This window comes from Neorhizobium sp. NCHU2750 (assembly GCF_003597675.1).
In the GTDB taxonomy this organism is placed as follows: Bacteria; Pseudomonadota; Alphaproteobacteria; order Rhizobiales; family Rhizobiaceae; genus Neorhizobium.
Genome location: NZ_CP030827.1, coordinates 998,089 through 1,020,288, shown reverse-complemented (window position 1 = coordinate 1,020,288; position 22,200 = coordinate 998,089). Strand labels below are relative to the sequence as shown.

The following is a 22,200-nucleotide window of genomic DNA, read 5'->3' as shown; positions in this document are numbered from 1 at the left end:
GTAACGCATCCCTCCGGAGCAAACTTCCGTTCTCCCCTTGCCTTTCTCCCAGAAATCCGTATAAGCCGCGCTGTTCGAAACACCCGGTCTTCTGGCTGGTGGCTGAACGGAGGGCCGATCGGCATCGGGATTTCCCGGCGCGGATCGCAGGAACCAAAAGGTTTCCGGCCTCCCGTGTCTCCGCTCTCGACCGTCTCGATACAACACTTTTCTTGCCGGGGCTCGCCCCTACCAAGAGCAGTCGTTGAGGCTTAGCCGCCGAACCCGGGTGACAAAACAACCGCAAGAAAAGGCAAAGCTTACATGGCTCTTTACGAACACGTATTCCTTGCCCGGCAGGATATGTCCGCACAGCAGGTTGATGCCCTCGTCGAACAGTACAAGGGCGTCATCGAAGCTAACGGCGGCAAGGTCGGGCGCATCGAGAACTGGGGCCTCAAGTCCCTGACTTATCGCATCAAGAAGAACCGCAAGGCTCACTACGCCCTGATGGATATCGAAGCACCGGCTGCTGCCGTGCACGAGATGGAACGCCAGATGCGCATCAACGAAGACGTTCTTCGCTACATGACGCTCGCCGTCGAAAAGCACGAAGAAGGCCCGTCTGCCATGATGCAGAAGCGCGACCGTGACGACCGTCCGCGTGACGACCGTGGCCCGCGCCGCGAATTCGGCGACCGTCCGCCGCGCCGTGACTTCGGCGATCGTCCGGACCGTGGTCCGCGCGAAGGTGGCTTCGAGCGCGCACCGCGCCCGGCCCGTGACGCCTAATCGGATAGAAGGAGAAAAGACCTATGGCTGACGTATCCTCCTCCCCGGCACGCCGTCCGTTCCACCGCCGTCGCAAGACCTGCCCCTTCTCGGGCGCAAACGCACCGCGGATCGACTACAAGGACGTTCGTCTCCTGCAGCGCTACATTTCCGAGCGCGGCAAGATCGTTCCGTCCCGCATCACGGCCGTTTCCCAGAAGAAGCAGCGCGAACTGGCCCAGGCCATCAAGCGCGCCCGCTTCCTCGGCCTGCTGCCTTACGTCGTATCGTAAGTGAATACCGGACCCGCTGATCACCATCAGCGGGTCCATTCTCCCTTCCGCGTTGGGCGCGGATCGGAAACGAACCCAAAACCCCATGTTGGGGATGAAGTGCCTGTCAAAGTGATTCAGGCCCGTCCCCTAACTGCTTGATCTGGCAGGACAGCGAGACCGTGACGAACAAGATTTCAACAGTGCTGCCCACCGGCATTCTGGCCGGCGTCGTTGCCACCCTCCTCGTGATGGGTGCGGGCACGCAGTCGACGTTCGCTTCCGTGCTGTTTGCCGCTTCGGCACTTCCCATTCTCATTGCCGGCCTCGGCTGGGGCAATCTTGCCGCGATCACCGGCATCGTAACCGCCGCCATACTTGGCGCTGCCCTGACGCAATCCTTCTATTTTGCCATCACAATGGCTGTCGCGACGCTTATCCCCGCCGGCTGGCTGTCGCATCTTGCCAACCTCGCGCGTCCCGCAGCCGAACTCGGCGGTCCCGACCATCTGGTCGCCTGGTACCCGATTTCGGATATCCTGCTTCATCTGTGCGGCCTGGTGACGATCGCCATCATCGTCTTCGGCATTGCCATCGGTTATGGACCGGAACTTGTCGGCCAGGTGGTCGATGCGCTGTTTTCCGCGCTGCAGGCGCAGGAACCGGCCCTCGCCATCGACGCTGCCATGATCGCCCAGTGGAAACGCGCACTGCTGTTCGGCATGCCGATGGTACAGGGCGGTATCTGGGTGATCCTGCTGTTCGCCGCCTTCTATTTTGCCGTGCGCATCGTCTCCCGTTCTGGCCGTGCGCTTCGCCCGCGCGAGGACATGCCGTCGGCGCTCAGGATGAACCGCCACGCGATCTTCGTTTTCCTCGCCGGCATCGTGCTGACCTTCGTCGGTGGCGTACCGGCGCTGATCGGCGCGACGATCTGCGGCACGTTCGGCGCGGGCTTCGTCATGGCGGGCTATGCCGCGCTGCATTTCCATTCCAAGGGCAAGGACTGGCGGTTGCCGGCCCTTATCCTCGCCTACCTATCCGCCGTGATGGTGCTTCCGCTCTTTGCCGTCCTGGTGCTCGGTCTCGTCGATACGAGACGGACCATCGCGCTGACGCCGGCCAAAGGGGACACCAAGAACGGCTCGGACCAGAATACAACCAATTCAGAGACTTGAAGATCAGAAAGGAACTCTAGAATGCAAGTTATCCTGCTTGAACGCGTACCGAAGCTCGGCCAGATGGGCGAAGTCGTCAAGGTTCGCGACGGTTATGCCCGTAACTTCCTGCTGCCGCTCGGCAAGGCGCTGCGCGCCAACGACGCCAACAAGAAGCGTTTCGAATCCGAGCGCGCAACGCTCGAAGCCCGTAACCTCGAGCGCAAGGGCGAAGCCCAGACGGTTGCCGACGCTCTTGCCGGCAAGACCTTCGTCATCGTCCGTTCGGCTGGCGAAACCGGCCAGCTCTACGGTTCTGTTGCTGCACGCGACGTCATGGACGCACTGGCTGCCGAAGGCTTCAACATCAACCGTAACCAGGTCGACCTGAACCACCCGATCAAGGCCATCGGCCTGCACGAAGTCACCCTGCACCTGCATGCCGAAGTCGAGATCCAGATCTCGGTCAACGTTGCCCGTTCGGCTGAAGAAGCAGAACGCCAGGCTGCCGGCGAAAGCCTCACCTCGGCTGACGCCATCTACGGCGTCGACGAAGATGCACTGCGTCCGGAAGACTTCTTCGATCCGGAAGCCGACCGCGACGGCGACGACGAGTAATCGACGTTTCGCAGTATCGTCTGCGAGAACGCCCGGCTTTCAAGGCCGGGCGTTTTTTTGTCTCTTTTTATCGCTATGATGAGGATCGTTCCGGCGAGTCGCGCCCACATTGCGCCACTCATTTCGACACGGTCCTCGATGGGCACAGTCAACCGGATTTGTCGCTTCATTGGCTTTTTTGTTTCGCGTATATGGCGTCCTCTGTGGATAGCTGTGGGTAACATCCCAAGGCAAAATGCGCGGTTTCGGGACGCGTCACTTGTGACTAGAACCGGCATCTTGAATGGACAGGACGGGTAGAAGATCATGAACGAAGTCGCGCGCAACGTAGCCTCCCTCAGCAACAAGGATGCGGCGCCGCACTATCGCGAGGCGCCGAACAATATCGAGGCAGAACAGGCGCTGCTCGGCGCGATCCTGGTCAACAACGACGCCTATTACCGTGTTTCGGACTTTTTGAAGCCGCCGCATCTCTACGAACCGCTTCACCGGAAGATCTACGAGGTTGCCGGCGACATCATCCGCATGGGCAAGACGGCGAACCCGATCACGCTGAAAACCTTCCTGCCGGCCGACGACAAGGTGGGCGACCTGACGGTGGCGCAATATCTCGCGCGCCTTGCCGCCAATGCCGTGTCAATCATCAACGCGGAGGATTATGGCCGGGCGATCTACGATCTGGCGCTGCGCCGGGCGCTGATCACCATCGGCGAGGATGTCGTCAACATTGCCTATGACGCGCCGCTCGACATGCCGCCGCAGAGCCAGATCGAGGATACCGAACGGCGCCTGTTCGAACTGGCCGAAACCGGCCGCTACGATGGCGGTTTCCAGTCGTTCAACGACGCGGTGGCGCTTGCGATCGACATGGCGGGACAGGCCTTCGAACGCGATGGCTCGCTTTCCGGCATTTCGACCGGCATCATGTCGCTTGATGCCAAGATGGGCGGGTTGCAGCGTTCCGACTTGATCGTGCTTGCGGGACGCCCCGGCATGGGCAAGACCTCGCTTGCCACCAATATCGCCTATAACATTGCCGCTTCCTACGAACCGGACGTCAATCCGGACGGATCATTCAAGGCCAAGAACGGCGGCGTGGTGGGCTTCTATTCGCTCGAAATGTCGTCCGAACAGCTCGCCACCCGTATCATTTCCGAGCAGACGGAAGTCTCCTCGTCAAAAATCCGCCGCGGTGACATTACCGAGGCCGATTTCGAAAAGCTCGTCGCCTGCTCCCAGATGATGCAGAAGGTGCCGCTGTTCATCGACCAGACCGGTGGTATCTCGATTGCCCAGCTTTCCGCCCGTGCCCGCCGGCTGAAGCGCCAGCGCGGCCTCGACTGCCTGGTGGTGGACTATATCCAGCTGATGACCGGCTCCGGCAAATCCGGTGAAAACCGCGTGCAGGAAATCACCCAGATCACTACGGGTCTGAAAGCGCTCGGCAAGGAACTCAACGTGCCGATCATCGCGCTGTCACAGCTGTCACGCGGCGTCGAAAGCCGCGAAGACAAGCGCCCGCAGCTTTCCGACCTGCGTGAATCCGGTTCGATCGAGCAGGACGCCGACGTGGTGCTGTTCGTGTTCCGCGAGGAATATTACGTCAAGAACATGGAGCCGCGCGATATTTCCGATCCGAAATATCCGGAATGGGAAGCGCATATGGACAAGGTGAAGGGCACGGCGGACGTGATCATCGCCAAGCAGCGCCACGGACCGACCGGCACCGTCAAGCTCGCCTTCATGTCCGAATTCACCCGCTTCGGCGACCTCGCCGAGCCGAGCTTCACGCAATACGAAGAGCATTGAGCGATAAGATCATGCGGTTTTGACAGAGCGCCTTCATGTTGGCATTATCGCCAACATGAAGGCGCAACTGCTTTATCGGTCGAAAAGCATTCTTACCGACGGCGCCATTGTGGAAATGGTGGTCTGGAAAGTGCCCGCGCCCGTCCCGGGTAGTCAGCACGGTTATAAATACAGGCTGTTCTATGGCCGAGACGGAGAGCGGCTTGTCGCTTACGACAACGAGAGGGGCAAAGGCGACCACAGGCATATTCATGGGCGAGAAGAGAATTACCAGTTTTCGACCATGGAAAAACTGATCGCAGATTTTCTGGAAGATGTGCATGTCAGGAGGCAGCGAGGCCGATGACCAAGGCGATTGTCAGAATTGAACGCAACGACGAGACAACACTGCGTAGTGCCGCAGCTGGTTTCCTGGCGGCGTTGACCTCCGGTGAGGAACAGGAGCATATCTTCAGCTTCTCTTCGCCCGAGCAGCTTTTCTCTGTGTTGACGCCGAAACGCTGGGCTCTGGTCGAAATGCTGCAGACGATCGGCTCCTCAACCTACCGCGCTCTGGCGACAGCCCTTGGCCGTGATCTCAAGCGTGTCCACGAAGACGTCGTGCCGCTCATCGAATGGGGCTTTATCGAGGTCAATGACGAGGGTCGCATTCACGTACCCTATGACGTGATCCGGGTGGATTTCGACCTGCGTAGCGTCGCCTGAGACCATTTAAGGCCGAAGCAGGAGACAAGGCCTGCAAGCTGCCGGTCACACAGGCGCCTTGTCCAATATCTCGCTGAAAGCCTTCATGTTCTTGAGGAACGTGGCAAACTCCCCTGCCCCCATGGCGCTTTCGATGCGGCTTCGGGCTCTTGCCGCCGCGGCGCGGACCTGTTCGAGCATGAGTTCCCCCTCCGGGGTGATGAACAGCAGCCGGGCCCGCTTGTCCTTGCGGTCGACCTCGCGGCGGATCAGGCCACGCTCCTCCAGAATTTCAGCACATTTCGTCACGGAAGAACGATCGAGGGCGATCTGTTCGCCAAGCCGGTTCTGGTGAATGCCCGGCTCGATATCGATGAACGCCAGCGCGCTGAACTGAGTCGGGGAGAAATCCAGATCCCTCGCCTCCTCCATGAACAGAGCCTGCGCCACCTGCTGGCAGCGCCGAAGCAGGATCCCGTGGGTATTCAGCATGTAATCGGCAGTCAACTTCACGGCCAAATCGCCTCCTCAATCAAATTGACAATCATCAATTAGTGGCGTAGCTGATAATCAGCTATCCAACTATTTTTGGGCAGGCAGGTGCGGCCTATCACCGCGGCAAAAGCTGTCATCCCAATTCCTGTGTAACCCTTGCATGACCGATACTGGCGCCTTTCCTCCCTATCACGCTCCGACGGACATCAAAGCACCGACACTTGCGGTGCTGCACGGGATCCTGCCTGACGCTTCCAGCACATACAACGCGCCAGCATCGTCGGAAAGCTCCAAACCCGAGGCATGCGCCTCCCCCTTTCCATGGCAAGGAACATGATGCGTAATCAATCAAGACATCGGATCGACATGCCGTTGCTGTCGCGGCGCGGCCTGCTGCTCGGCGGTGTAACCCTGTTTGCCGGGACGATGGCGGCATCGCTCTGTCCCACCGCCTCGCTCGCCGCCGTCGACAGCGGCATGCAGGAGCGGTTCATGAAATTGTCCGGCCTGCTGATCAACCACGATCTCAACCCGGCTGTCGGGGCGCGCATCACCGAGACGGCGACGACCCAGCACCAGAACCTGGCGCAGATGCTCGACGCGATCATCGCCATTGCCGAGAAGAAGAACGGATCGCAGGTCGAGGATTTCTTCGCCGACATTCCGGATGGCGAACTGAAGGACTTTGCCCATTGGGTGATCTTCGCCTGGTATTCCGGCTGTTCCTCCGAAAAGCGGGATGCAGCCGTCTTTACCTATGAAGAGGCGCTGACCTTCAAGACGACGAGCGACGTCGTCACCATCCCCTCCTACGGGTTCTCCGGGCCTAACCTGTGGACACGACCCAACGTGCCGCTATCCGCCCCGATGCCGCGTTTCTGAACACATCAGCCGAGAAAAGTCTTATCCCAATGGTTACCAAGAACAGTGCCGACGTCGTCATCGTCGGAACGGGCGTTGTCGGCGTCGTGATTGCCGAGCAACTCATCGATCAAGGCCATTCCGTGCTGATGATCGAGGCCGGCCCGCGCGTCACCCGTGCGGAAGTGGTCGAGAACTGGCGCAATGCGCCGCTCGGCGTGAAGGGCGATACGTCCGTCGCCTATCCGCCGCGCCCTTGGGCGCCGCATCCGACCGGCGCCGAAAAGGGGGATGCCGCCTATCTGCAGTTCACCGGTCCCGATGCCTATGACCAGACCTTCATCCGCTATGCCGGCGGCTCGACCTGGCACTGGGCGGGAACCTCCTGGCGCCTGACGCCGGAGGACATGCGCCTCCACTCGCTATATGGCGTCGGCCGCGACTGGGCCTTCGACTACGAGACGCTGGAGCCCTATTACGTCCGCACTGAGCACAAGCTCGGCATTTGCGGCCCCTCCGACCGGGCGCTGCAATGGCCGCAGACGGGTGCCCGCTCGGCGGCCTACCCGATGCCGGCCTTGCCGTTCTCGCCGGGCGAACAGAAGTTCACCGAAGTCGTCAAGACGCTCGGCTATACCAATATCCCGGTCGCGCAGGCGCGCAACAGCGGCATGCCCTATGACGGTCGGCCTGCCTGCTGCGCCAACAATAATTGCGTTCCCGTCTGTCCCGTCGGCGCCAAATACGATGCTGAAAGCTCGCTTGCCCGGCTGGAAAGGAAGGGCGTGACGCTGCTTGTCGATTCCGTCGTCTACAAGGTCGAGACATCGGCGCAGAACAAGATCGAGGCGGTCCACTATCTCGACCAGCACAAGGAGACGCACCGGATCACCGGCAAGCTCTTCGTGCTCGCCTGCAACGGTCTTGAAAACCCGAAACTGCTCCTGATGTCGACGGACGAGCGCAACCCGAACGGCGTAGCCAACTCCTCCGACCAGGTCGGCCGCAACATGATGGACCATCCGGCCCGCACATTTACGGTCACCACCAAGGAGCCCTTCTGGTCGGGTCTCGGCCCGGTCGTCAATTCGGGGATCATGGAGACGTCGCAGGGCGCGTTCCGCTCCGAACATGCCGGCGCCTATTTCCGCTACAACAATTTCGGCCGCAACCGCTTCGTCACCTTCGCGGCGCTGAAGAAGGGGCTCGTCGGCAAGGCGCTGGACGAAGAGATCCGCCGGATGACCGCCTGCACGGCCGATATCGTCGCCGCGCACGAAATCCTCGCCAATCCAGACAACCGCCTGACGCTATCGGACAAGAAGGACTGGCTCGGCCTGCCGAAGCCATCGATCCACTATGATGTCGGCGATTACGTGCGCAAGTCTTGGGACACCTATTCCCAGCCGATCGGCAAGCAGATTGCCGATGCGATGGGCGCGACCGACGTCAAGATCAGCGCGAAATTCGCCAACAGCAAGCACATCATGGGCGGCACGATCATGGGCCGCGATGCGTCGAACTCGGTCGTCGATATCGATTGCCGCGCGCATGACCACGAGAACCTGTTCATTCCCGGCGGTGGCGCCATGGCATCGACGGCCTGCGGCAACAGCACCATCACCATGACGGCGCTGGCGCTCAAGGCGGCGGACGCGATCGTCGACCAGATGCGGGGTGCATGATCATGAAGACCGTCACGACACTTGCGCTTGCCCTGCCATTGGCATTTGCCGCCCTTTCTTCGGCCTCCGCCCAGGAATTCTCCAAGGAGCTGATCGACAAGGGCCACTATCTCGCCACCGCATCCGACTGCATGGCCTGCCACACCAACCATGAGGGCGGCAAGCCGATGGCTGGCGGGCTGCCGCTCGCCTCACCGGTCGGCACGATCATGTCGACCAACATCACGCCGTCGAAGCAGTTCGGCATCGGCAATTACAGCGAAGCTCAGTTTTCCGATGCGGTGCGCCGCGGCGTGCGCGCAGATGGAGCCAACCTCTACCCGGCCATGCCCTATGTCTCCTATTCGGCGATGACCGACGAGGATATCCACGCGCTCTACGCCTATTTCATGCAGGGTGTCGCGCCGGTGGATGAGAAGGCGCCGGAAACAAGCCTGCCCTTTCCGATGAATATCCGTGCCTCGATGATGGGCTGGAACCTGCTGTTCCGCCCGAATGCGGTGCATGCCGATGACCCGAACCAGTCAGCGGAATGGAACCGCGGCAAATATCTGGCCGAGGGGGCAGCCCATTGCAGCACCTGCCACACGCCGCGTGGCCCGCTGATGCAGGAAGACAAGAGCCTCAACCTGACCGGCGCCCAAGTCGGCCCGTGGTATGCGCCCAACATCACCAATGACAAAGTCCATGGCATCGGCTCGTGGAGCCAAGAGGATCTGGTGACCTATCTGAAGACCGGTCGCCTCGACACGAGAGCGCAAGCGGCCGGCAGCATGGCGGAGGCGATCAGCTATTCCTTCCAGCATCTGACCGATACCGATCTCAATGCGATCGCCACCTATATCCGCAGCGTGCCTTCGGCCGATGCCGGCCAGGCGTCCGGCCCGTCGCGCTTCGACCAGGGCAAGGCGGGTAACGACCTTTCCGCCTTCCGCGGGGAAAGTTTCGCCGAGGGTATGAAGGGCGCCGACGCGGGAGCCCAGATCTTCACCGCCAATTGCGCCTCCTGCCACGGCTATAACGGACAGGGCACCGCGGACGGCTATTATCCGAGCCTGTTCCACAATGCGGCGACCGGCGCGAGCAATCCGACCAATGTCGTGGCGGCGATCCTCAATGGCGTGGACCGCGACACCGAGAAGGGCCATGTGTTCATGCCGCCCTTCGGCGACCAGACGAATGCCACCGTGTCGCTCTCCAACAGCGAGGTGGCCTCGCTCGCCAACTACCTGATGAAGGATTACGGCAATGCCGGGCTCACCGTGACCCCGGACGACGTGCAGGTGATCCGCAATGGCGGGCCGGCTTCCAATCTGGTGATGCTTGCCCGGATCGGCATCGCTGCGGGCGCGGCCGGAGCGGTGGTCGTTCTCGCCATCATCGTCTGGCTCTGGCGCCGCCGCCGCTCGGGCCCGGCGGAGGCTGCGACCGCCTGAGCCAACCAGACATCCGACCATGCATTACGGGGCAGCCGATCTTGACGATCGGCTGCCCCTTTTTCGTTGCGCGCCTCCACGCTTGCCCATCCGCTCGACCTCAAAAGACTGTGCAGCGCGGCAGAAACTTGGCTCGCGGGCTTTTTCCCGCCGGCAAAAACGTTAGGATCGACTGATAATCATTGCCTTCCCTCCCATGTCCGATCGAGATCCCCATGACAGAACCGACCGACTTCGACAGCGACGACTTTCTTGGCGATGAGTTCGACATTGCCCCGGTGCGGCTGACCGTCGATCTCGGCGCGCTGATCGACAACTGGCGCGAGATGGCGCGCCGTTCGGGGCCGGCCGCAACGGCGGCGATCCTCAAGGCGGATGCCTATGGGCTTGGTCTGGAGGACTGCGGCGCGGCGCTTTACGAGGCCGGCGCGCGGGATTTCTTCGTTGCCGTGATGCAGGAAGGCGTGACCTTGCGCAGCTATGCGCCGGATGCCCGCATCTATGTTCTTTCCGGCATCTGGCCCGGCCAGGAAAAGCAGTTCTACGAGCATGGCCTCGTGCCGGTCATCGTGTCGGAAGAACAGCTTGCCTTCTGGATGGCGGTGACGGCCGAACATGGCGACCACCCCTGCGCGCTGCAAATCGATACCGGCTTCAATCGCCTTGGCCTGCCGCTGGAAGAAGCGATCGCCTTTGCCGAAGACGTGTCGCGGCCGGCAAGCTTTTCGCCCGTTCTGGTCATGTCGCATCTGCATAGCGGCGACAACCCCGCCTCGCCGCTCAACCGCACACAGCTTGAGTCGTTTCAGCGGGTTGCGGTGGCTTTCGAAGGCATTCCCGCAAGTCTTTCCGCCTCCGGCGGGATTTTCCTCGGGCCGGACTATCATTTCGACCTCACCCGCCCCGGCATTGCCGTCTATGGCGCGGAATTCGTCAACGGCATGCAGGCGCTAAAGCCGGTCGCCAAGGCTGAAGGCCGCATCCTGCAGATCCGCGAGGCACCCTCCGGATCAACGGTCAGCTATGGCGCCACCCACCAGCTGTCTCGCAACAGCCGGCTGGCGATCGTTTCTGCCGGATATGCCGACGGCTATCCGCGCTCCGCATCCGGTTCCGGCGTGCCGATCCGTGCCGGCGGCACGCCCGGCGCCTTCGGCTTCGTCGCCAATACGCGGGTGCCGGTGATCGGCCGCGTCACCATGGACCTGACGATCTTCGACGTGACCGACGTGCCGGAGGGCGATATCCGCGCCGGCGACTATATCGAGCTCTTCGGTCCCAATATCATGGTCGACGACGTGGCGCGTGCCGCCGGCACGATCGGCTACGAACTCTTGACCAGCCTCGGCCTGCGCTACGAGCGGCGCTATATCTATCCGGACGACTGAGCGGGTCGAACGGTCTGCATCCGCCCTGAGATTCACTCCCTTGAGACCCCTCTTGGAAGCCGGAAATCTTCGTGCTAAAAGAGAACAAAAGGAGATCGAAATGACCGAGATCCATCTCAGCGACGAACAGAAGGCCTTCATCGAGGAGCAGGTGAAGTCTGGTGCCTATGACAATCCGGAGGATGTCATCGCGGCGGGTCTCAGCCTGCTTGGCAGCGAGGATAAACATCTAAGGGCGATGATCGCCGAGGCCGATGCCCAGCTGGACAGGGGCGAGTTCGTGAGTTTCGACAGTGCAGACGCTCAGGCCGACTCGATCATCGAACGGGGGATGCGGATATTGAACCGAAGAAGCTGATCTACGCCCCGCTCGCAGATCAGGATCTGCTGGACATATTCCTCTATATCGCCGCTGACGATCCGATAGCCGCCTCTCACTTTGTCCGCGATCTGTTGCGGAAAATCGAGTGGATTGCGGTTACCGATTTCCTGGCTCACCTCGGGACAATCTCTCACCTGGATTGAGGGCGCTGCCCTACCGCAGGCGCTGCATCTACTTCCGTCGGATCGGGACAACTATTCGCGTTGTGCGCGTCCTTCACGGCCATCAAAATCTTTCACCCGCTCTATTCAAAGACTGACGAAAACTGACTTCATGGCAAAAACAAAGACCCAATTCGTGTGCCAGAACTGCGGCACGGTGCATAACCGCTGGGCGGGCAAATGCGATGGCTGCGGCGAGTGGAACACGATCGTTGAGGAAGACCCGATGGGCGGGATCGGCGGCGGGCCGGGCAAGGCGCCGAAGAAGGGCCGCGCGGTGACGCTCACCACGCTCTCGGGCGACACCGAACAGGCGCCGCGCATCCATACGGGCATTTCCGAGCTGGACCGTGCCACGGGTGGGGGTTTCGTGCGCGGCTCGGCGGTTTTGATCGGCGGCGATCCCGGCATCGGCAAGTCGACGCTGCTGATGCAGGCGGCAGCAGCGCTGTCGCGCCGCGGCCACCGGATCATCTATGTCTCGGGCGAAGAGGCGGTAGCCCAGGTGCGGCTGCGCGCCCAGCGGCTCGGTGCCGCCGACAGTGACGTGCTGCTTGCGGCCGAAACCAATGTGGAAGACATTCTCGCCACCATTTCGGACGGCAAGCGGCCCGACCTCGTCATCATCGATTCGATCCAGACGCTGTGGAGCGATACGGCGGATTCGGCGCCCGGCACGGTCACCCAGGTGCGCACCGGCGTGCAGGCGATGATCCGTTTTGCCAAGCAGACGGGCGCCGCCATGGTTCTGGTCGGCCATGTGACGAAGGAAGGCCAGATCGCCGGGCCGCGCGTCGTCGAGCACATGGTCGATGCGGTTCTCTATTTCGAAGGTGATCGCGGCCATCACTACCGAATCCTCAGAACGGTGAAGAACCGCTTCGGGCCGACCGACGAGATCGGCGTGTTCGAAATGTCCGACAAGGGCTTACGCGACGTTTCCAACCCGTCGGAGCTTTTCCTCGGTGAGCGCAATGCCAAGGCGCCGGGGGCCGCCGTGTTTGCCGGCATGGAAGGCACGCGTCCGGTTCTGGTCGAAGTACAGGCGCTTGTGGCGCCGACCTCGCTCGGCACGCCGCGGCGTGCGGTGGTGGGCTGGGATAGTTCGCGGCTTGCCATGATCCTTGCGGTGCTCGAAGCTCATTGTGGCGTCAGGCTCGGCCAGCACGACGTCTATCTCAATGTCGCGGGCGGCTATCGGATCTCGGAACCTGCTGCCGATCTGGCGATCGCCTCGGCGCTGGTCTCGTCGCTTGCCGGCGTCGCGCTGCCGTCGGACCATGTCTATTTCGGCGAGATCAGCCTGTCCGGTGCCGTCAGGCCCGTTTCGCAGACGGCGCAGCGGCTGAAGGAGGCCGAGAAGCTCGGCTTTGCCGGCGCGCTTTTGCCATCGAGCTCGGCCGAACTGCCGAAGGGTGGCGCAAGGTGGACCGAGATAGAGGACCTGCCCGATCTCGTCTCGCGCATTGCCGGTTCCGCGAAGAAACTGGGGAAAGCGCACGAAACCTCTGGGGAAGATGATTGATCTTCCGTTAATGACCCGGCTGATGTAAGACACTGCGCCCGACACATGCTTGCCGGCTGCGCGTACCGGCATGACACCGCCGGCACAAACGGTAGTCCTGGAGTAGAGTTTATATGCCCATCACGATCTTCGACGGTGTTGTTCTCGGCGTCACCCTGTTTTCCGCAGTGCTCGCCATGGTTCGCGGTTTTTCGCGGGAAGTGCTGTCGATCGCGAGTTGGGCGGGCTCGGTTGCCGCCGCCTACTATCTCTATCCGCTGCTCGTTCCCTATGCGGAAAAATACACGTCCGATCACCGCATCGCGATTGCCGGTTCGGCCGGCGTCATCTTTCTTCTGGCACTGATCATCATCTCTTTCATCACCTCGCGGATCGCCGATTTCATCATCGACAGCCGCATCGGCGCGCTGGACCGCACGCTCGGCTTCCTGTTCGGTGCGGCACGCGGCATCCTGCTGCTGGTCATCGCCACCGCCTTCTGGAACTGGCTGGTGCCGGTCAAGTCGCAGCCGGTCTGGGTCACCAACGCCAAATCCAAGCCGTTCATCGATACACTGGTCGGCCGCCTGGAGGCCGTTCTGCCGGCGGATATCGAGCCGCAGATCCGTGCGCGGATCACCGGCAAGGAAGAAGCGCCGACCGATGTGCAGCCGGGACAGGAACTGCCGCCGGTGGGTGATGCACCTAGTACAAATAATTGACGCTGTGTTGCGCTTGATGCAGCGCAATTCGTCACCATTTGTGGTATGAGTTGAATTCAGGTAGAGAGCGGGCTGGCTCCGGGGATCATTTCCCCGGCCGGCCTTTCCATTTTAGATCAAGGGCACAGGCTCACGATGGACCAGTCGGCTTCGCAGACATTTGATGTCAAACTCTCCAACGTATGGGAGGAGGATACGCTTCATGAAGAATGCGGCGTATTCGGTATCCTCGGACATCCCGATGCGGCGACGCTGACGGCGCTTGGCCTGCATGCGCTTCAGCATCGCGGCCAGGAAGCGGCCGGTATCGTTTCCTTCGATGGCCTGCGCTTCCATTCGGAACGCCGCATGGGCCTCGTCGGCGACCATTATACCGATCCGGCAACGCTCGCCAAACTGCCGGGCAATATCTCGATCGGCCATAACCGCTATTCGACGACCGGCGAAGTGGCCCTCAGAAACGTACAGCCGCTGTTTGCCGAACTCGAGGTCGGCGGTATCGCGATTGCCCATAACGGCAATTTCACCAACGGGCTGACGCTGCGTCGCCAGCTGATCGCCGGTGGCGCCATCTGTCAGTCTACGTCCGATACCGAAGTCGTCCTGCATCTCATCGCCCGTTCCCGCTACACGTCCACGGCAGACCGTTTCATCGATGCGATCCGCCAGATGGAAGGCGGCTATTCGATGCTGGCCATCACCCGCACCAAGCTGATCGCCGCCCGCGACCCGGTCGGCATCCGCCCGCTGGTCATGGGTGAACTCGACGGCAAGCCTGTCTTTGCGTCGGAAACCTGCGCGCTCGATATTATCGGCGCCAAGTTCGTCCGCGACGTCGAAAACGGCGAAGTGATCATCTGCGAGATCCAGTCCGACGGCTCGATCACCATCGACGCCCGCAAGGCCGGCAATGGCCAGCCCGAGCGGCTTTGCCTGTTCGAATATGTCTATTTCGCCCGTCCCGACTCGGTCGTCGGCGGCCGTTCGGTCTATGTCGCGCGCAAGAACATGGGCATCAACCTGGCCAAGGAAGCTCCGGTCGAGGCCGATGTCGTCGTGCCGGTGCCGGATGGCGGCACGCCTGCTGCACTCGGTTACGCGCAGGAAAGCGGCATTCCGTTCGAATACGGCATCATCCGCAACCATTATGTCGGCCGCACCTTCATCGAACCGACACAGCAGATCCGCGCCTTCGGCGTGAAGCTGAAGCATTCCGCCAACCGGGCGATGATCGAAGGCAAGCGCGTCGTGCTGGTCGATGATTCGGTCGTTCGCGGCACCACATCGTTGAAGATCGTGCAGATGATCCGCGATGCCGGCGCCAAGGAAGTGCATCTGCGCGTCGCAAGCCCGATGATCTATTATCCCGACTTCTACGGCATCGACACGCCGGACCGGGAAAAGCTGCTCGCCAACCAGTATGAAAACCTGGAAGCGATGTGCAAATATATCGGCTGCGACAGCCTCGAATTCCTGTCGATCAACGGTCTCTACCGTGCCGTCGGCGGCGAGGACCGCAACGATGCACGGCCGCAGTTCACCGACCACTATTTCACCGGCGACTACCCGACCCGTCTTCTCGACAAGGACGGCGAGGCCGTCGGCCGCAAGGTATCGCTGCTCGCCAGCAACGGCTGATCGAAGCCACTTCGGCAGCCTCTTCTGCCGGACACCCCGATGACGAAACGGCCGCGCGGCATATGCCGGGCGGCCGTTTTGCGTTTCAGTTGATTGTCTCGATATCCTGATCGGGTTAGGCGGTCATCAGGGCATGGCGACGGCGCAGGAGGACGGCGATGACGAAGCCGATCACGGCGGCGATGGCGCCGGTCAGGAAAACGCTGCCATAGCCGGACCTGTCGGCAAGCAGGCCGGCAAGTGGTCCGGTCAGCCCATAGGCGATATCCTGGAAGGCGGAAAAGCCGCCAAGGGCGGTGCCGCGCAGGTGCGGCGCCACGAGCTGCACCACTTCGCGCCCCATGGCGGGATAGATCATCGAGCATCCGAGCCCAGTCATGAAGGCGCCGGCGAGCGCCAGATGCGGACCAACCGATCCCCAGACGAGGAACTGACCGACAGCTTCCACCGCCAGCGAGACGATCGCCACGGTGACGCCGCCGAAGCGATCGGGCAGGTTGCCGAACAGGATGCGCACCAGCACGAAGCCGGAGCCGAAGGCCGTCAGCCCGAGCCCTGCCATGCCCCAGTGCTGGTCGCGGAAGTAAAGCGCGAAGAAGGAACCGATGCCGGCAAAGCCGATGCCCTGCAGGCAGACGATCATGCCATGCATCCAGATCGTGCCGATGACGACCCGGAGCGGCGGGCGCTCCCTTGCCGGCGGCGGGGCGACGGCGGGGATGGCGCGGATCGCCACGAGGCCCGCCAGTGGCAGCACGAAGCTGACGGCCATCGCGCCGGCAAAGCCGACGTGATCGAGAAGAAGCAGGCCGACCGGGCCACCGAAGGCGAGCGCGCCATACATGGCGGCGCCGACCAGCGCCATGACCTTGCCGGAGCGATCCGGCCCGACCATGCCGATGCCCCAGGAAATGGTGCCGACGGCGACGAGGCTTTCACCGAGGCCGATCGACAGGCGTCCGACGGAGAGTACGGCGAATGCGATGAAGGGCTCGGCCGACAGCAGGCCCGAGGCCAGCGAGATGAGCGCGCCGATGCTGTAGAGGGTCAGCCCGCGGCGGACGGCCACCTTGGCGCCGTGCTCGTCGCAGAGCGCGCCGGCATGGCCGCGGGTCAGGATGGTCGCCAGAAAGGCGATGCCGACACCGAGCCCGGCCCAACCGTTGCCGAGGCCGAGCGTCGTCGTCACATGCACGGGAATGACCGGCAGGGCGATGGCGACGCAGAGATAGGAGATGAACAAAATGACGGCTAGCAGGTAAAGACGGACCTGCTGCGGATCGCGCGCAGTCTGAAAAGCCATGGGTATCCTCTTGGCAGTCCTCGACCGGCGGGCACAAAAAAACGCACTCCGACCGGCAAGGATCGATAAGTGCGTTGCTTGACGTTAAACGCTTACGGCCAGAAGGCTGGCATGACTTCCGCTAACAAGAAAGGCGGGACGGTGTCAACCACAACTCCCCGATACGGTTTGTCACGAGGTCGTGGTGCGGCGAGGAGGAAAGGTCCGCATCGCTCGCCCGCTTCCCCTCTTCGCTTCCTCCCCAATGGCTGGCCGCTGGCCGCCCGCCCTGCCCCGTCTCCCTGAAAGATACCGGTCAGTCGATCTTGTAGCGCTTGAAGAAATTCCACACTTCCGCCGGCGTCTCGATGTCGCGGCTGCAGCCGCCGAAACGGGGGCCATCCACGGCGATATTGCCGGCGGGTGCAGCAAGATGGGGCCAGCAATGGCCACCGTTTTCGATACGGTACAATTCCACGCCCGTATCCGCCTTGCAGCCGGACCATTCCACGAGGCTCGCGCGGGTCAGGTCATGCTCGTTCAGATGCGGCAGCTTTTCGGCGCTTTCGCCGCTGCAGCCATCAATGCGACGCCAGTATTCCGTCGTCTCGGGGACAGACAGAAGACGGCCGAAGGGGCGGATATGGCCATCATAGAGCTGCACCTCGTCACCGGTGCCGTTGATCATCATCACCGGCATGGGATGGCCGGGCTTGCAGCTTTCCACCTGCGCCTCGTTCATGGCGCTCGACACGGTGGCGATGGCGGCGATCCTGTCCGGCATGGCGCAGGCGACCGTATAGGTCATCAGCGCGCCGAGCGAAAAGCCGGTGGCATAGACACGGGCGCCATCGACGATGCCCCGGCCTGTCAGGTCGTCGATCATGGTGCGGAAAAAGCCGATATCATCGACAAGCACGCCGTTGACCAGCGGCTTCTTGCCGGAAAAGCTCCAGAAACTGTCGATCGCCTCGGGATAGAGGGTGGCGAAATCCTCCCGGTCGGCCACGGCATCGAAGCCGCTGGTCTTCTGGAAACTCGCCGCCTTGTCGTCCGACCCGTACATGACGATGACGAGCGGCACCGGCTTGCCGGCTGCACCGGGAGGCACATGCAGGATGGCCGTGCGCTCGATCCCCTGCCACGTATAGGCCAGGTTCTCATCCGCATGGGCAAGGGTCGAAGTGATGAAGAAAAGGCAGGTAGAGAGGGCAAGACGAAGGGATCTGCAGGACATGAAGTGTCACCGCCTTTGACGAATGGGCGCAGGAAGAGAATAGGCAATTCGCGGCGGCTGGCAATGAGGCGCCAAATCTTAATTTTCCCAGCAGGAGCGAGAGGCGCCGCGTCACTCACAAAGTAGCGGAAACCCTTTCACCAAGGGGGCGCCTTTGCGATTTTTGCCCCCCCTGCTTCGCACGTTCTAGGGATTCTCATCAATCGATGAGAGCAAGGGGGCAGCGTCTGGAAGGTAAACCACGATTCGTAGGTCAGGCCATGCTTCCGGCATCAGGAGATGGTGGCGAAAGCGGTGGTGGCCGTGACGCTTTGAATGGAAAAGCGTGACGCCTTCGCCGGCATTGCTCACTTCGTGCTCTGCCCACAGGCGGCGAAATTCGGCGCTGAGGCCGGTCAATTCATCCACGAGAGAGGAAAACGGTACCTTGTCCGTTGCAAGGCCGAGATTGATGCGGAACCGTGCCAGCAATGCGCGGGCATCGTTCTCCCAGTCGGGCATTGCGCGCCGATGATAACTGCGGAGAAACATCAGGCGAATGACATTGCGCTCGCCGGGCGCAATGGTGGCGAAATCGCCAAACAACCCGGTATTGGCAGCATTCCAGGCGAAGACGTCGAAGCGGCTGTTGCGGACATAGGCGGCATTGCTGATACCATCGAGAATGGCCTGCAATGCCTGATCCGGCTGTTCGGATGCTGGCTGGCCTGATGACGGCGGGCCTGATGAGGGCAAACCGGATGACGACAGGCGGCGATGGCCCGCCAGGGCGAACAGATGTGCCCGTTCCGCCTCGCTGAAACGCAGGCCGCGCACCAGATTATCGAGAAATGCGGCCGAGACCTGGATTTCCTTGCCCTGTTCCAGACAGATGTACCAGGTGAGACCGACGCCGCAAAGCGCCGCGACCTCCTCACGGCGCAGGCCTGGTGTTCGTCGACCGGCGCCGGCGGGCAGGCCGAAACTCGTAGGGGACAGTCTGCCGCGCCTCGACTTGAGGAATGCCGCCAACTCTGCGCGCGCCGTGTCACTTGCCATATGGCCAGCCCCATCCTGATAGTGCCAGTGATAGCATAACTTCTCCGCTTCTGATCACGCCCGATTTTTCGCATCCTCGACGCAGCAGAGCGTTGCGAGAGCGGACAAGGAATCGTTGGCTATGGAATTGCTGATTTGTGTTCTGGCAGCAGCGGCGGCAGGCTTTTCGCGAGGGTTTGCCGCGTTCGGCACGGCGATGATTTTCGTTCCGCTGATTGCGCTTGTCTATGACGCTCAGACCGCTGTCGTGACATTGTTCCTCATCGATCTCCTGCCCTCCCTCCCGCTCGTCTGGAAGGCGGCTCCACAATGCGACAGACGGACAATTCTCTGGATGAGCGTCGGCGCGATGGCGCTCTCGCCTCTGGGCGTCATGGTGCTGCTCATCGTCGATCAGTCCCTTGCCCAACTGATCGTGGGTCTGTTCCTGTTGCTGACCACAGGCCATATGTTGCTCAGCACGGCATTTCGGCTCGGAACCGGGCCGGCCAGAAGTGTGGCGGCCGGAGCCGTGTCGGGTTTTGCCGGAGGCGTGTGCGGCATATTCGGGCCACCTGCGATGATTTACCTGCTTGGGAGAAATATGGATGCCCGCACGACACGGGCCGACGCGATCGTATTCCTGACCGGCGAGAGCCTGATCTTGGGGGCCACCTATATCGGCTACGGCATGGTCACGGCGCCCCGGCTGCAGCTGTCGCTGATGCTCGTCCCCATCTATACCGGCTGTATCTGGCTGGGCGCGAAAGGATTTGCCCATACCGGTGAAGCCACCTACCGGCGCATTATTCTTTGGCTGCTGCTTGCCGTTTCCCTGTTGATAACGACCAAGGCTGTCCTTGCGCTGGCCTGACGAGATTACCATCCATTCGCGGCGACCGGCCATCGGGCAATCCTCTTTTACTGCGCCAACGGCGCCCTTGCCTCCGTTCGTCCTCTGTGACAAGCCTCGACATCAAGCCATCGGAGCGGCGATGGGACAGGATTGGGGCGAATGACATGACGATCGATCTCAAAGGCAGGATTGCGCTGGTGACGGGGGCCTCGCGCGGCATCGGCTATTTCACCGCGCTGGAGCTCGCCAAGGCCGGTGCGCATGTGATTGCCTGCGCCCGCACGGTCGGCGGGCTGGAAGAGCTCGACGATGCGATCAAGGCCATAGGCGGATCTGCGACGCTGGTGCCTTTCGATCTTTCCGACATGGAAGCGATCGACCGGCTCGGCGCCTCGATATTCGAACGCTGGGGCAGGCTCGACATTCTGGTTGCCAATGCCGGCATTCTCGGCGTCATCTCGCCGGTCGCCCATATCGAGGCAAAAGTGTTCGAGCGGGTGATGACGACCAATGTCACGTCGATGTGGCGGCTGGTGCGGTCGCTCGAACCGCTGCTGGTCAAATCCGATGCCGGACGCGCCATCCTTCTGTCTTCGGGCGTCGCCACCAATCCACGCTCCTTCTGGGGCGCCTATGCGATGTCGAAGGCGGCGGTCGAGACGATGGGGCGGATCTGGGCGGAGGAGATGGCGCATACGCCGCTGAAGATCAACATGGTCAATCCCGGCGCCACCCGCACGGCGATGCGGGCGCAGGCCATGCCCGGCGAAGATCCGGACACCCTGCCCCATCCGTCCGAAGTGGCGGCAAAGATCCTGCCGCTCGCCTCTCCCGATCTTGCCGAAAGCGGCAAGCTGTTCGTCGTGCGCGAGAACCGCTTCGTCGATTACCGGCTGCCGGCATGAGGTTTGGCCTGATTGGCGAGCAGGCATGACTTTCATCGTCTCTCCGCTACATTGCTGAGACGCAATTCAACCGCTTCGGAGCCTGCCCCTGTCCTTCGATCATCTGTCGCTCGCGCACCTGATTTCCCAATACGGCGTGCTGGCCGTGTTTCTCGGCGCTGCCTTCGAGGGCGAGACGGCGGTGTTTCTGGGCGGGGTGTTTGCCCATCGGCATTTCCTGAGCTTTCCCGAGGCGGCGACGGCTGCGGCGCTCGGCTCGTTTGCCTGCGACCAGGCCTGGTTTTTCGCCGGGCGCTATGCCAACCGGCTTTCGATCGTCCAGAGGCTTTTGAAGACCGATGCGGCGCGCAAGGTCAACGACCTGCTGGAGGCCCATCCGACCGGCTTCATCCTTGCCTTCCGCTTCATCTACGGCATGCGGACGGTCAGCCCCATCGCGATCGGGCTGACATCGGTGCCGGCGCTGCGCTTCGTCGTCCTGAATTTCGTCGCCGCCGTGGTCTGGGCTCTGTTGATCACGGCGATCGGCTATCTGTTCGGCAATGCGGTGGAGGCGCTTTTCGGGCGGCTGAAGCTGCATCTTCACCTGCTCATCGCGCTGGCGATAGCGGCCGTTCTCGTCGGTGCGCTCGCCTATTTCGTTCACAGCCGGATGCGCCGTCCGACAGCTGGAAACTGATGAACTTTCAACGCGTTCGGCGTCTCTTCAGCCACGCTTGGTGAGGCCGGCCGCGACAAGCGGCTCGACCAGAAGGCAGGCGTCCGCGACAAGGCGTTTCGACAAGGCCGGGTGGTCATGGTCGAACTGGCGGACCGCCTTCAGCGCGTAAAGAAGCATCCAGGAGCGCTGGTCGATCCCGGCGGGGATCGGCTGCCGGTCAATCAAAGCCAGCACCGCCGTCAGTTTCTCCAGCATCTGGCGACGAATGCCTTCGCGGCGCAGCGGCCCATCCTCGCGGGCATCCGCCAGGACCAGCGCTGCCGCACGTTCCGTCTGCAGGCCCAGCATCATCGCCACCAGCGCATGGGCGACCTCTTTCGCCGAGGAGCGCTCGGCAATCGCAATCACCTTTTCGAGCTCGTCGGTCAGATGCGTGCCGTAGCGATCCATGATCGCCTGGGCGAGTGCGTCCTTGGTCGGGAAGAAACGGTAGAGCGAGCCGATCGCGGTGCCGGAGCGGGCAGCGATGTCCGACATGGTAACGGCGCGAAAACCCTCGGCGGCGAACAGGCCGATCGCCGTCTCGACGATGACGGCGACGCGTTCGTGACCGCGTTTGCGCTTCGGTTCCACCGCCTTCGGCTCAGACACTGTTGACATTTGCGAGGCAATCCTCAAAT

The 22,200-nt window shown here is 61.9% G+C and carries 23 protein-coding genes; 18 read left to right on the top strand and 5 right to left on the bottom strand.

All coding sequences use genetic code 11. The annotated features are described in order from the left end of the window. Positions 1–303 precede the first annotated feature (303 nt). The 7 genes from rpsF to NCHU2750_RS05030 all read left to right on the top strand — a co-directional run bounded on the left by rpsF (position 304) and on the right by NCHU2750_RS05030 (position 5,311). Positions 304–771: a 30S ribosomal protein S6 gene (gene rpsF / locus NCHU2750_RS05060; protein WP_119939455.1), complete on the top strand. Its 468-nt coding sequence runs from the start codon at positions 304–306 to the stop codon at positions 769–771. Positions 772–794: 23 nt separating this feature from the next. Continuing rightward, entirely contained in the window at positions 795–1,043 is a 249-nt protein-coding gene (rpsR, locus tag NCHU2750_RS05055) for a 30S ribosomal protein S18 (RefSeq protein ID WP_093002262.1), read from the top strand. Positions 1,044–1,204: 161 nt separating this feature from the next. Next, the gene (locus NCHU2750_RS05050; protein WP_119942974.1) at positions 1,205–2,200 is read left to right on the top strand and encodes a DUF2232 domain-containing protein; all 996 of its coding nucleotides are present in this window, start codon (positions 1,205–1,207) and stop codon (positions 2,198–2,200) included. Positions 2,201–2,221: 21 nt separating this feature from the next. After that, on the top strand, positions 2,222–2,797 hold the full coding sequence (gene rplI / locus NCHU2750_RS05045; protein WP_119939454.1) for a 50S ribosomal protein L9: 576 nt from the start codon (positions 2,222–2,224) through the stop codon (positions 2,795–2,797). A 306-nt stretch (positions 2,798–3,103) separates the two neighbouring features. Then, positions 3,104–4,606, top strand: coding sequence for a replicative DNA helicase (locus NCHU2750_RS05040; protein WP_119939453.1), 1,503 nt, complete (start codon positions 3,104–3,106; stop codon positions 4,604–4,606). A 19-nt stretch (positions 4,607–4,625) separates the two neighbouring features. Next, positions 4,626–4,952, top strand: a complete 327-nt coding sequence (locus NCHU2750_RS05035; RefSeq protein ID WP_349509022.1) for a toxin-antitoxin system TumE family protein — start codon at positions 4,626–4,628, stop codon at positions 4,950–4,952. Next, complete coding sequence (locus NCHU2750_RS05030; RefSeq protein ID WP_119939452.1) at positions 4,949–5,311, top strand: HVO_A0114 family putative DNA-binding protein; 363 nt, start codon at positions 4,949–4,951, stop codon at positions 5,309–5,311. The genes NCHU2750_RS05035 and NCHU2750_RS05030 overlap by 4 nt, the downstream gene beginning before the upstream one ends. 45 nt (positions 5,312–5,356) lie before the next feature. On the opposite strand, the gene NCHU2750_RS05025 is transcribed toward NCHU2750_RS05030, so the two are convergent. After that, on the bottom strand, positions 5,357–5,803 hold the full coding sequence (locus tag NCHU2750_RS05025) for a MarR family winged helix-turn-helix transcriptional regulator (protein WP_162939495.1): 447 nt from the start codon (positions 5,801–5,803) through the stop codon (positions 5,357–5,359). A 315-nt stretch (positions 5,804–6,118) separates the two neighbouring features. Here NCHU2750_RS05025 and NCHU2750_RS05020 point away from each other — a divergent pair, with 315 nt between their 5' ends. The 8 genes from NCHU2750_RS05020 to purF all read left to right on the top strand — a co-directional run bounded on the left by NCHU2750_RS05020 (position 6,119) and on the right by purF (position 15,562). Next, on the top strand, positions 6,119–6,667 hold the full coding sequence (locus tag NCHU2750_RS05020; RefSeq protein WP_205583875.1) for a sugar dehydrogenase complex small subunit: 549 nt from the start codon (positions 6,119–6,121) through the stop codon (positions 6,665–6,667). Between the two features lie 29 nt (positions 6,668–6,696). Beyond that, entirely contained in the window at positions 6,697–8,331 is a 1,635-nt protein-coding gene (locus NCHU2750_RS05015; RefSeq protein ID WP_119939450.1) for a GMC family oxidoreductase, read from the top strand. Then, positions 8,328–9,767, top strand: coding sequence for a cytochrome c (locus tag NCHU2750_RS05010; RefSeq protein ID WP_245480336.1), 1,440 nt, complete (start codon positions 8,328–8,330; stop codon positions 9,765–9,767). The genes NCHU2750_RS05015 and NCHU2750_RS05010 overlap by 4 nt, the downstream gene beginning before the upstream one ends. A 215-nt stretch (positions 9,768–9,982) precedes the next feature. After that, positions 9,983–11,155: an alanine racemase gene (gene alr / locus NCHU2750_RS05005; RefSeq protein ID WP_119939449.1), complete on the top strand. Its 1,173-nt coding sequence runs from the start codon at positions 9,983–9,985 to the stop codon at positions 11,153–11,155. Between the two features lie 100 nt (positions 11,156–11,255). Beyond that, positions 11,256–11,513, top strand: a complete 258-nt coding sequence (locus NCHU2750_RS05000) for a ribbon-helix-helix domain-containing protein (RefSeq protein WP_119939448.1) — start codon at positions 11,256–11,258, stop codon at positions 11,511–11,513. Between the two features lie 297 nt (positions 11,514–11,810). Then, positions 11,811–13,223: a DNA repair protein RadA gene (gene radA, locus NCHU2750_RS04990; protein ID WP_119939447.1), complete on the top strand. Its 1,413-nt coding sequence runs from the start codon at positions 11,811–11,813 to the stop codon at positions 13,221–13,223. Between the two features lie 113 nt (positions 13,224–13,336). Next, positions 13,337–13,924: a CvpA family protein gene (locus NCHU2750_RS04985; RefSeq protein WP_119939446.1), complete on the top strand. Its 588-nt coding sequence runs from the start codon at positions 13,337–13,339 to the stop codon at positions 13,922–13,924. 135 nt (positions 13,925–14,059) lie between these two features. Continuing rightward, the gene (gene purF / locus NCHU2750_RS04980; protein WP_119939445.1) at positions 14,060–15,562 is read left to right on the top strand and encodes an amidophosphoribosyltransferase; all 1,503 of its coding nucleotides are present in this window, start codon (positions 14,060–14,062) and stop codon (positions 15,560–15,562) included. A 115-nt stretch (positions 15,563–15,677) separates the two neighbouring features. Here purF and NCHU2750_RS04975 read toward each other — a convergent pair whose 3' ends face one another. The 3 genes from NCHU2750_RS04975 to NCHU2750_RS04965 form a co-directional block, all read right to left on the bottom strand. After that, positions 15,678–16,865, bottom strand: a complete 1,188-nt coding sequence (locus tag NCHU2750_RS04975) for an arabinose transporter (protein WP_119939444.1) — start codon at positions 16,863–16,865, stop codon at positions 15,678–15,680. 295 nt (positions 16,866–17,160) lie between these two features. Then, positions 17,161–18,081 (bottom strand): CE1 family esterase, encoded by a 921-nt coding sequence (locus NCHU2750_RS04970; protein WP_119939443.1) that lies wholly within the window; start codon positions 18,079–18,081, stop codon positions 17,161–17,163. A 186-nt stretch (positions 18,082–18,267) separates the two neighbouring features. After that, the gene (locus NCHU2750_RS04965) at positions 18,268–19,119 is read right to left on the bottom strand and encodes a helix-turn-helix transcriptional regulator (protein ID WP_119939442.1); all 852 of its coding nucleotides are present in this window, start codon (positions 19,117–19,119) and stop codon (positions 18,268–18,270) included. Positions 19,120–19,240: 121 nt separating this feature from the next. On the opposite strand from NCHU2750_RS04965, the gene NCHU2750_RS04960 reads away from it, so the two are divergent. The 3 genes from NCHU2750_RS04960 to NCHU2750_RS04950 all read left to right on the top strand — a co-directional run bounded on the left by NCHU2750_RS04960 (position 19,241) and on the right by NCHU2750_RS04950 (position 21,538). Next, positions 19,241–19,972 (top strand): sulfite exporter TauE/SafE family protein, encoded by a 732-nt coding sequence (locus tag NCHU2750_RS04960; protein ID WP_119939441.1) that lies wholly within the window; start codon positions 19,241–19,243, stop codon positions 19,970–19,972. Positions 19,973–20,118: 146 nt separating this feature from the next. After that, positions 20,119–20,859, top strand: coding sequence for an SDR family NAD(P)-dependent oxidoreductase (locus NCHU2750_RS04955; RefSeq protein WP_119939440.1), 741 nt, complete (start codon positions 20,119–20,121; stop codon positions 20,857–20,859). A 103-nt stretch (positions 20,860–20,962) separates the two neighbouring features. Further along, on the top strand, positions 20,963–21,538 hold the full coding sequence (locus tag NCHU2750_RS04950) for a DedA family protein (RefSeq protein ID WP_119939439.1): 576 nt from the start codon (positions 20,963–20,965) through the stop codon (positions 21,536–21,538). A 27-nt stretch (positions 21,539–21,565) separates the two neighbouring features. Here the strand turns inward: NCHU2750_RS04950 and NCHU2750_RS04945 are convergent, their stop codons facing one another. Further along, positions 21,566–22,180 carry a TetR/AcrR family transcriptional regulator gene (locus tag NCHU2750_RS04945; RefSeq protein ID WP_119939438.1) on the bottom strand — a complete coding sequence of 205 codons (615 nt, stop codon included), beginning with the start codon at positions 22,178–22,180 and terminating at the stop codon, positions 21,566–21,568. Positions 22,181–22,200 lie beyond the last annotated feature (20 nt).

What these genes read in the sequence shown, in the direction of transcription:
- rpsF (WP_119939455.1), top strand. Translation starts at nt 304, where the DNA reads ATGGCTCTTTACGAACACGTATTCCTTGCCCGGCAGGATATGTCCGCA.
- rpsR (WP_093002262.1), top strand. Translation starts at nt 795, where the DNA reads ATGGCTGACGTATCCTCCTCCCCGGCACGCCGTCCGTTCCACCGCCGT.
- rplI (WP_119939454.1), top strand. Translation starts at nt 2,222, where the DNA reads ATGCAAGTTATCCTGCTTGAACGCGTACCGAAGCTCGGCCAGATGGGC.
- NCHU2750_RS05040 (WP_119939453.1), top strand. Translation starts at nt 3,104, where the DNA reads ATGAACGAAGTCGCGCGCAACGTAGCCTCCCTCAGCAACAAGGATGCG.
- NCHU2750_RS05030 (WP_119939452.1), top strand. Translation starts at nt 4,949, where the DNA reads ATGACCAAGGCGATTGTCAGAATTGAACGCAACGACGAGACAACACTG.
- NCHU2750_RS05020 (WP_205583875.1), top strand. Translation starts at nt 6,119, where the DNA reads ATGATGCGTAATCAATCAAGACATCGGATCGACATGCCGTTGCTGTCG.
- NCHU2750_RS05015 (WP_119939450.1), top strand. Translation starts at nt 6,697, where the DNA reads ATGGTTACCAAGAACAGTGCCGACGTCGTCATCGTCGGAACGGGCGTT.
- NCHU2750_RS05010 (WP_245480336.1), top strand. Translation starts at nt 8,328, where the DNA reads ATGATCATGAAGACCGTCACGACACTTGCGCTTGCCCTGCCATTGGCA.
- alr (WP_119939449.1), top strand. Translation starts at nt 9,983, where the DNA reads ATGACAGAACCGACCGACTTCGACAGCGACGACTTTCTTGGCGATGAG.
- NCHU2750_RS05000 (WP_119939448.1), top strand. Translation starts at nt 11,256, where the DNA reads ATGACCGAGATCCATCTCAGCGACGAACAGAAGGCCTTCATCGAGGAG.
- radA (WP_119939447.1), top strand. Translation starts at nt 11,811, where the DNA reads ATGGCAAAAACAAAGACCCAATTCGTGTGCCAGAACTGCGGCACGGTG.
- NCHU2750_RS04985 (WP_119939446.1), top strand. Translation starts at nt 13,337, where the DNA reads ATGCCCATCACGATCTTCGACGGTGTTGTTCTCGGCGTCACCCTGTTT.
- purF (WP_119939445.1), top strand. Translation starts at nt 14,060, where the DNA reads ATGGACCAGTCGGCTTCGCAGACATTTGATGTCAAACTCTCCAACGTA.
- NCHU2750_RS04975 (WP_119939444.1), bottom strand. Translation starts at nt 16,865, where the DNA reads ATGGCTTTTCAGACTGCGCGCGATCCGCAGCAGGTCCGTCTTTACCTG.
- NCHU2750_RS04970 (WP_119939443.1), bottom strand. Translation starts at nt 18,081, where the DNA reads ATGTCCTGCAGATCCCTTCGTCTTGCCCTCTCTACCTGCCTTTTCTTC.
- NCHU2750_RS04965 (WP_119939442.1), bottom strand. Translation starts at nt 19,119, where the DNA reads ATGGCAAGTGACACGGCGCGCGCAGAGTTGGCGGCATTCCTCAAGTCG.
- NCHU2750_RS04960 (WP_119939441.1), top strand. Translation starts at nt 19,241, where the DNA reads ATGGAATTGCTGATTTGTGTTCTGGCAGCAGCGGCGGCAGGCTTTTCG.
- NCHU2750_RS04955 (WP_119939440.1), top strand. Translation starts at nt 20,119, where the DNA reads ATGACGATCGATCTCAAAGGCAGGATTGCGCTGGTGACGGGGGCCTCG.
- NCHU2750_RS04945 (WP_119939438.1), bottom strand. Translation starts at nt 22,180, where the DNA reads ATGTCAACAGTGTCTGAGCCGAAGGCGGTGGAACCGAAGCGCAAACGC.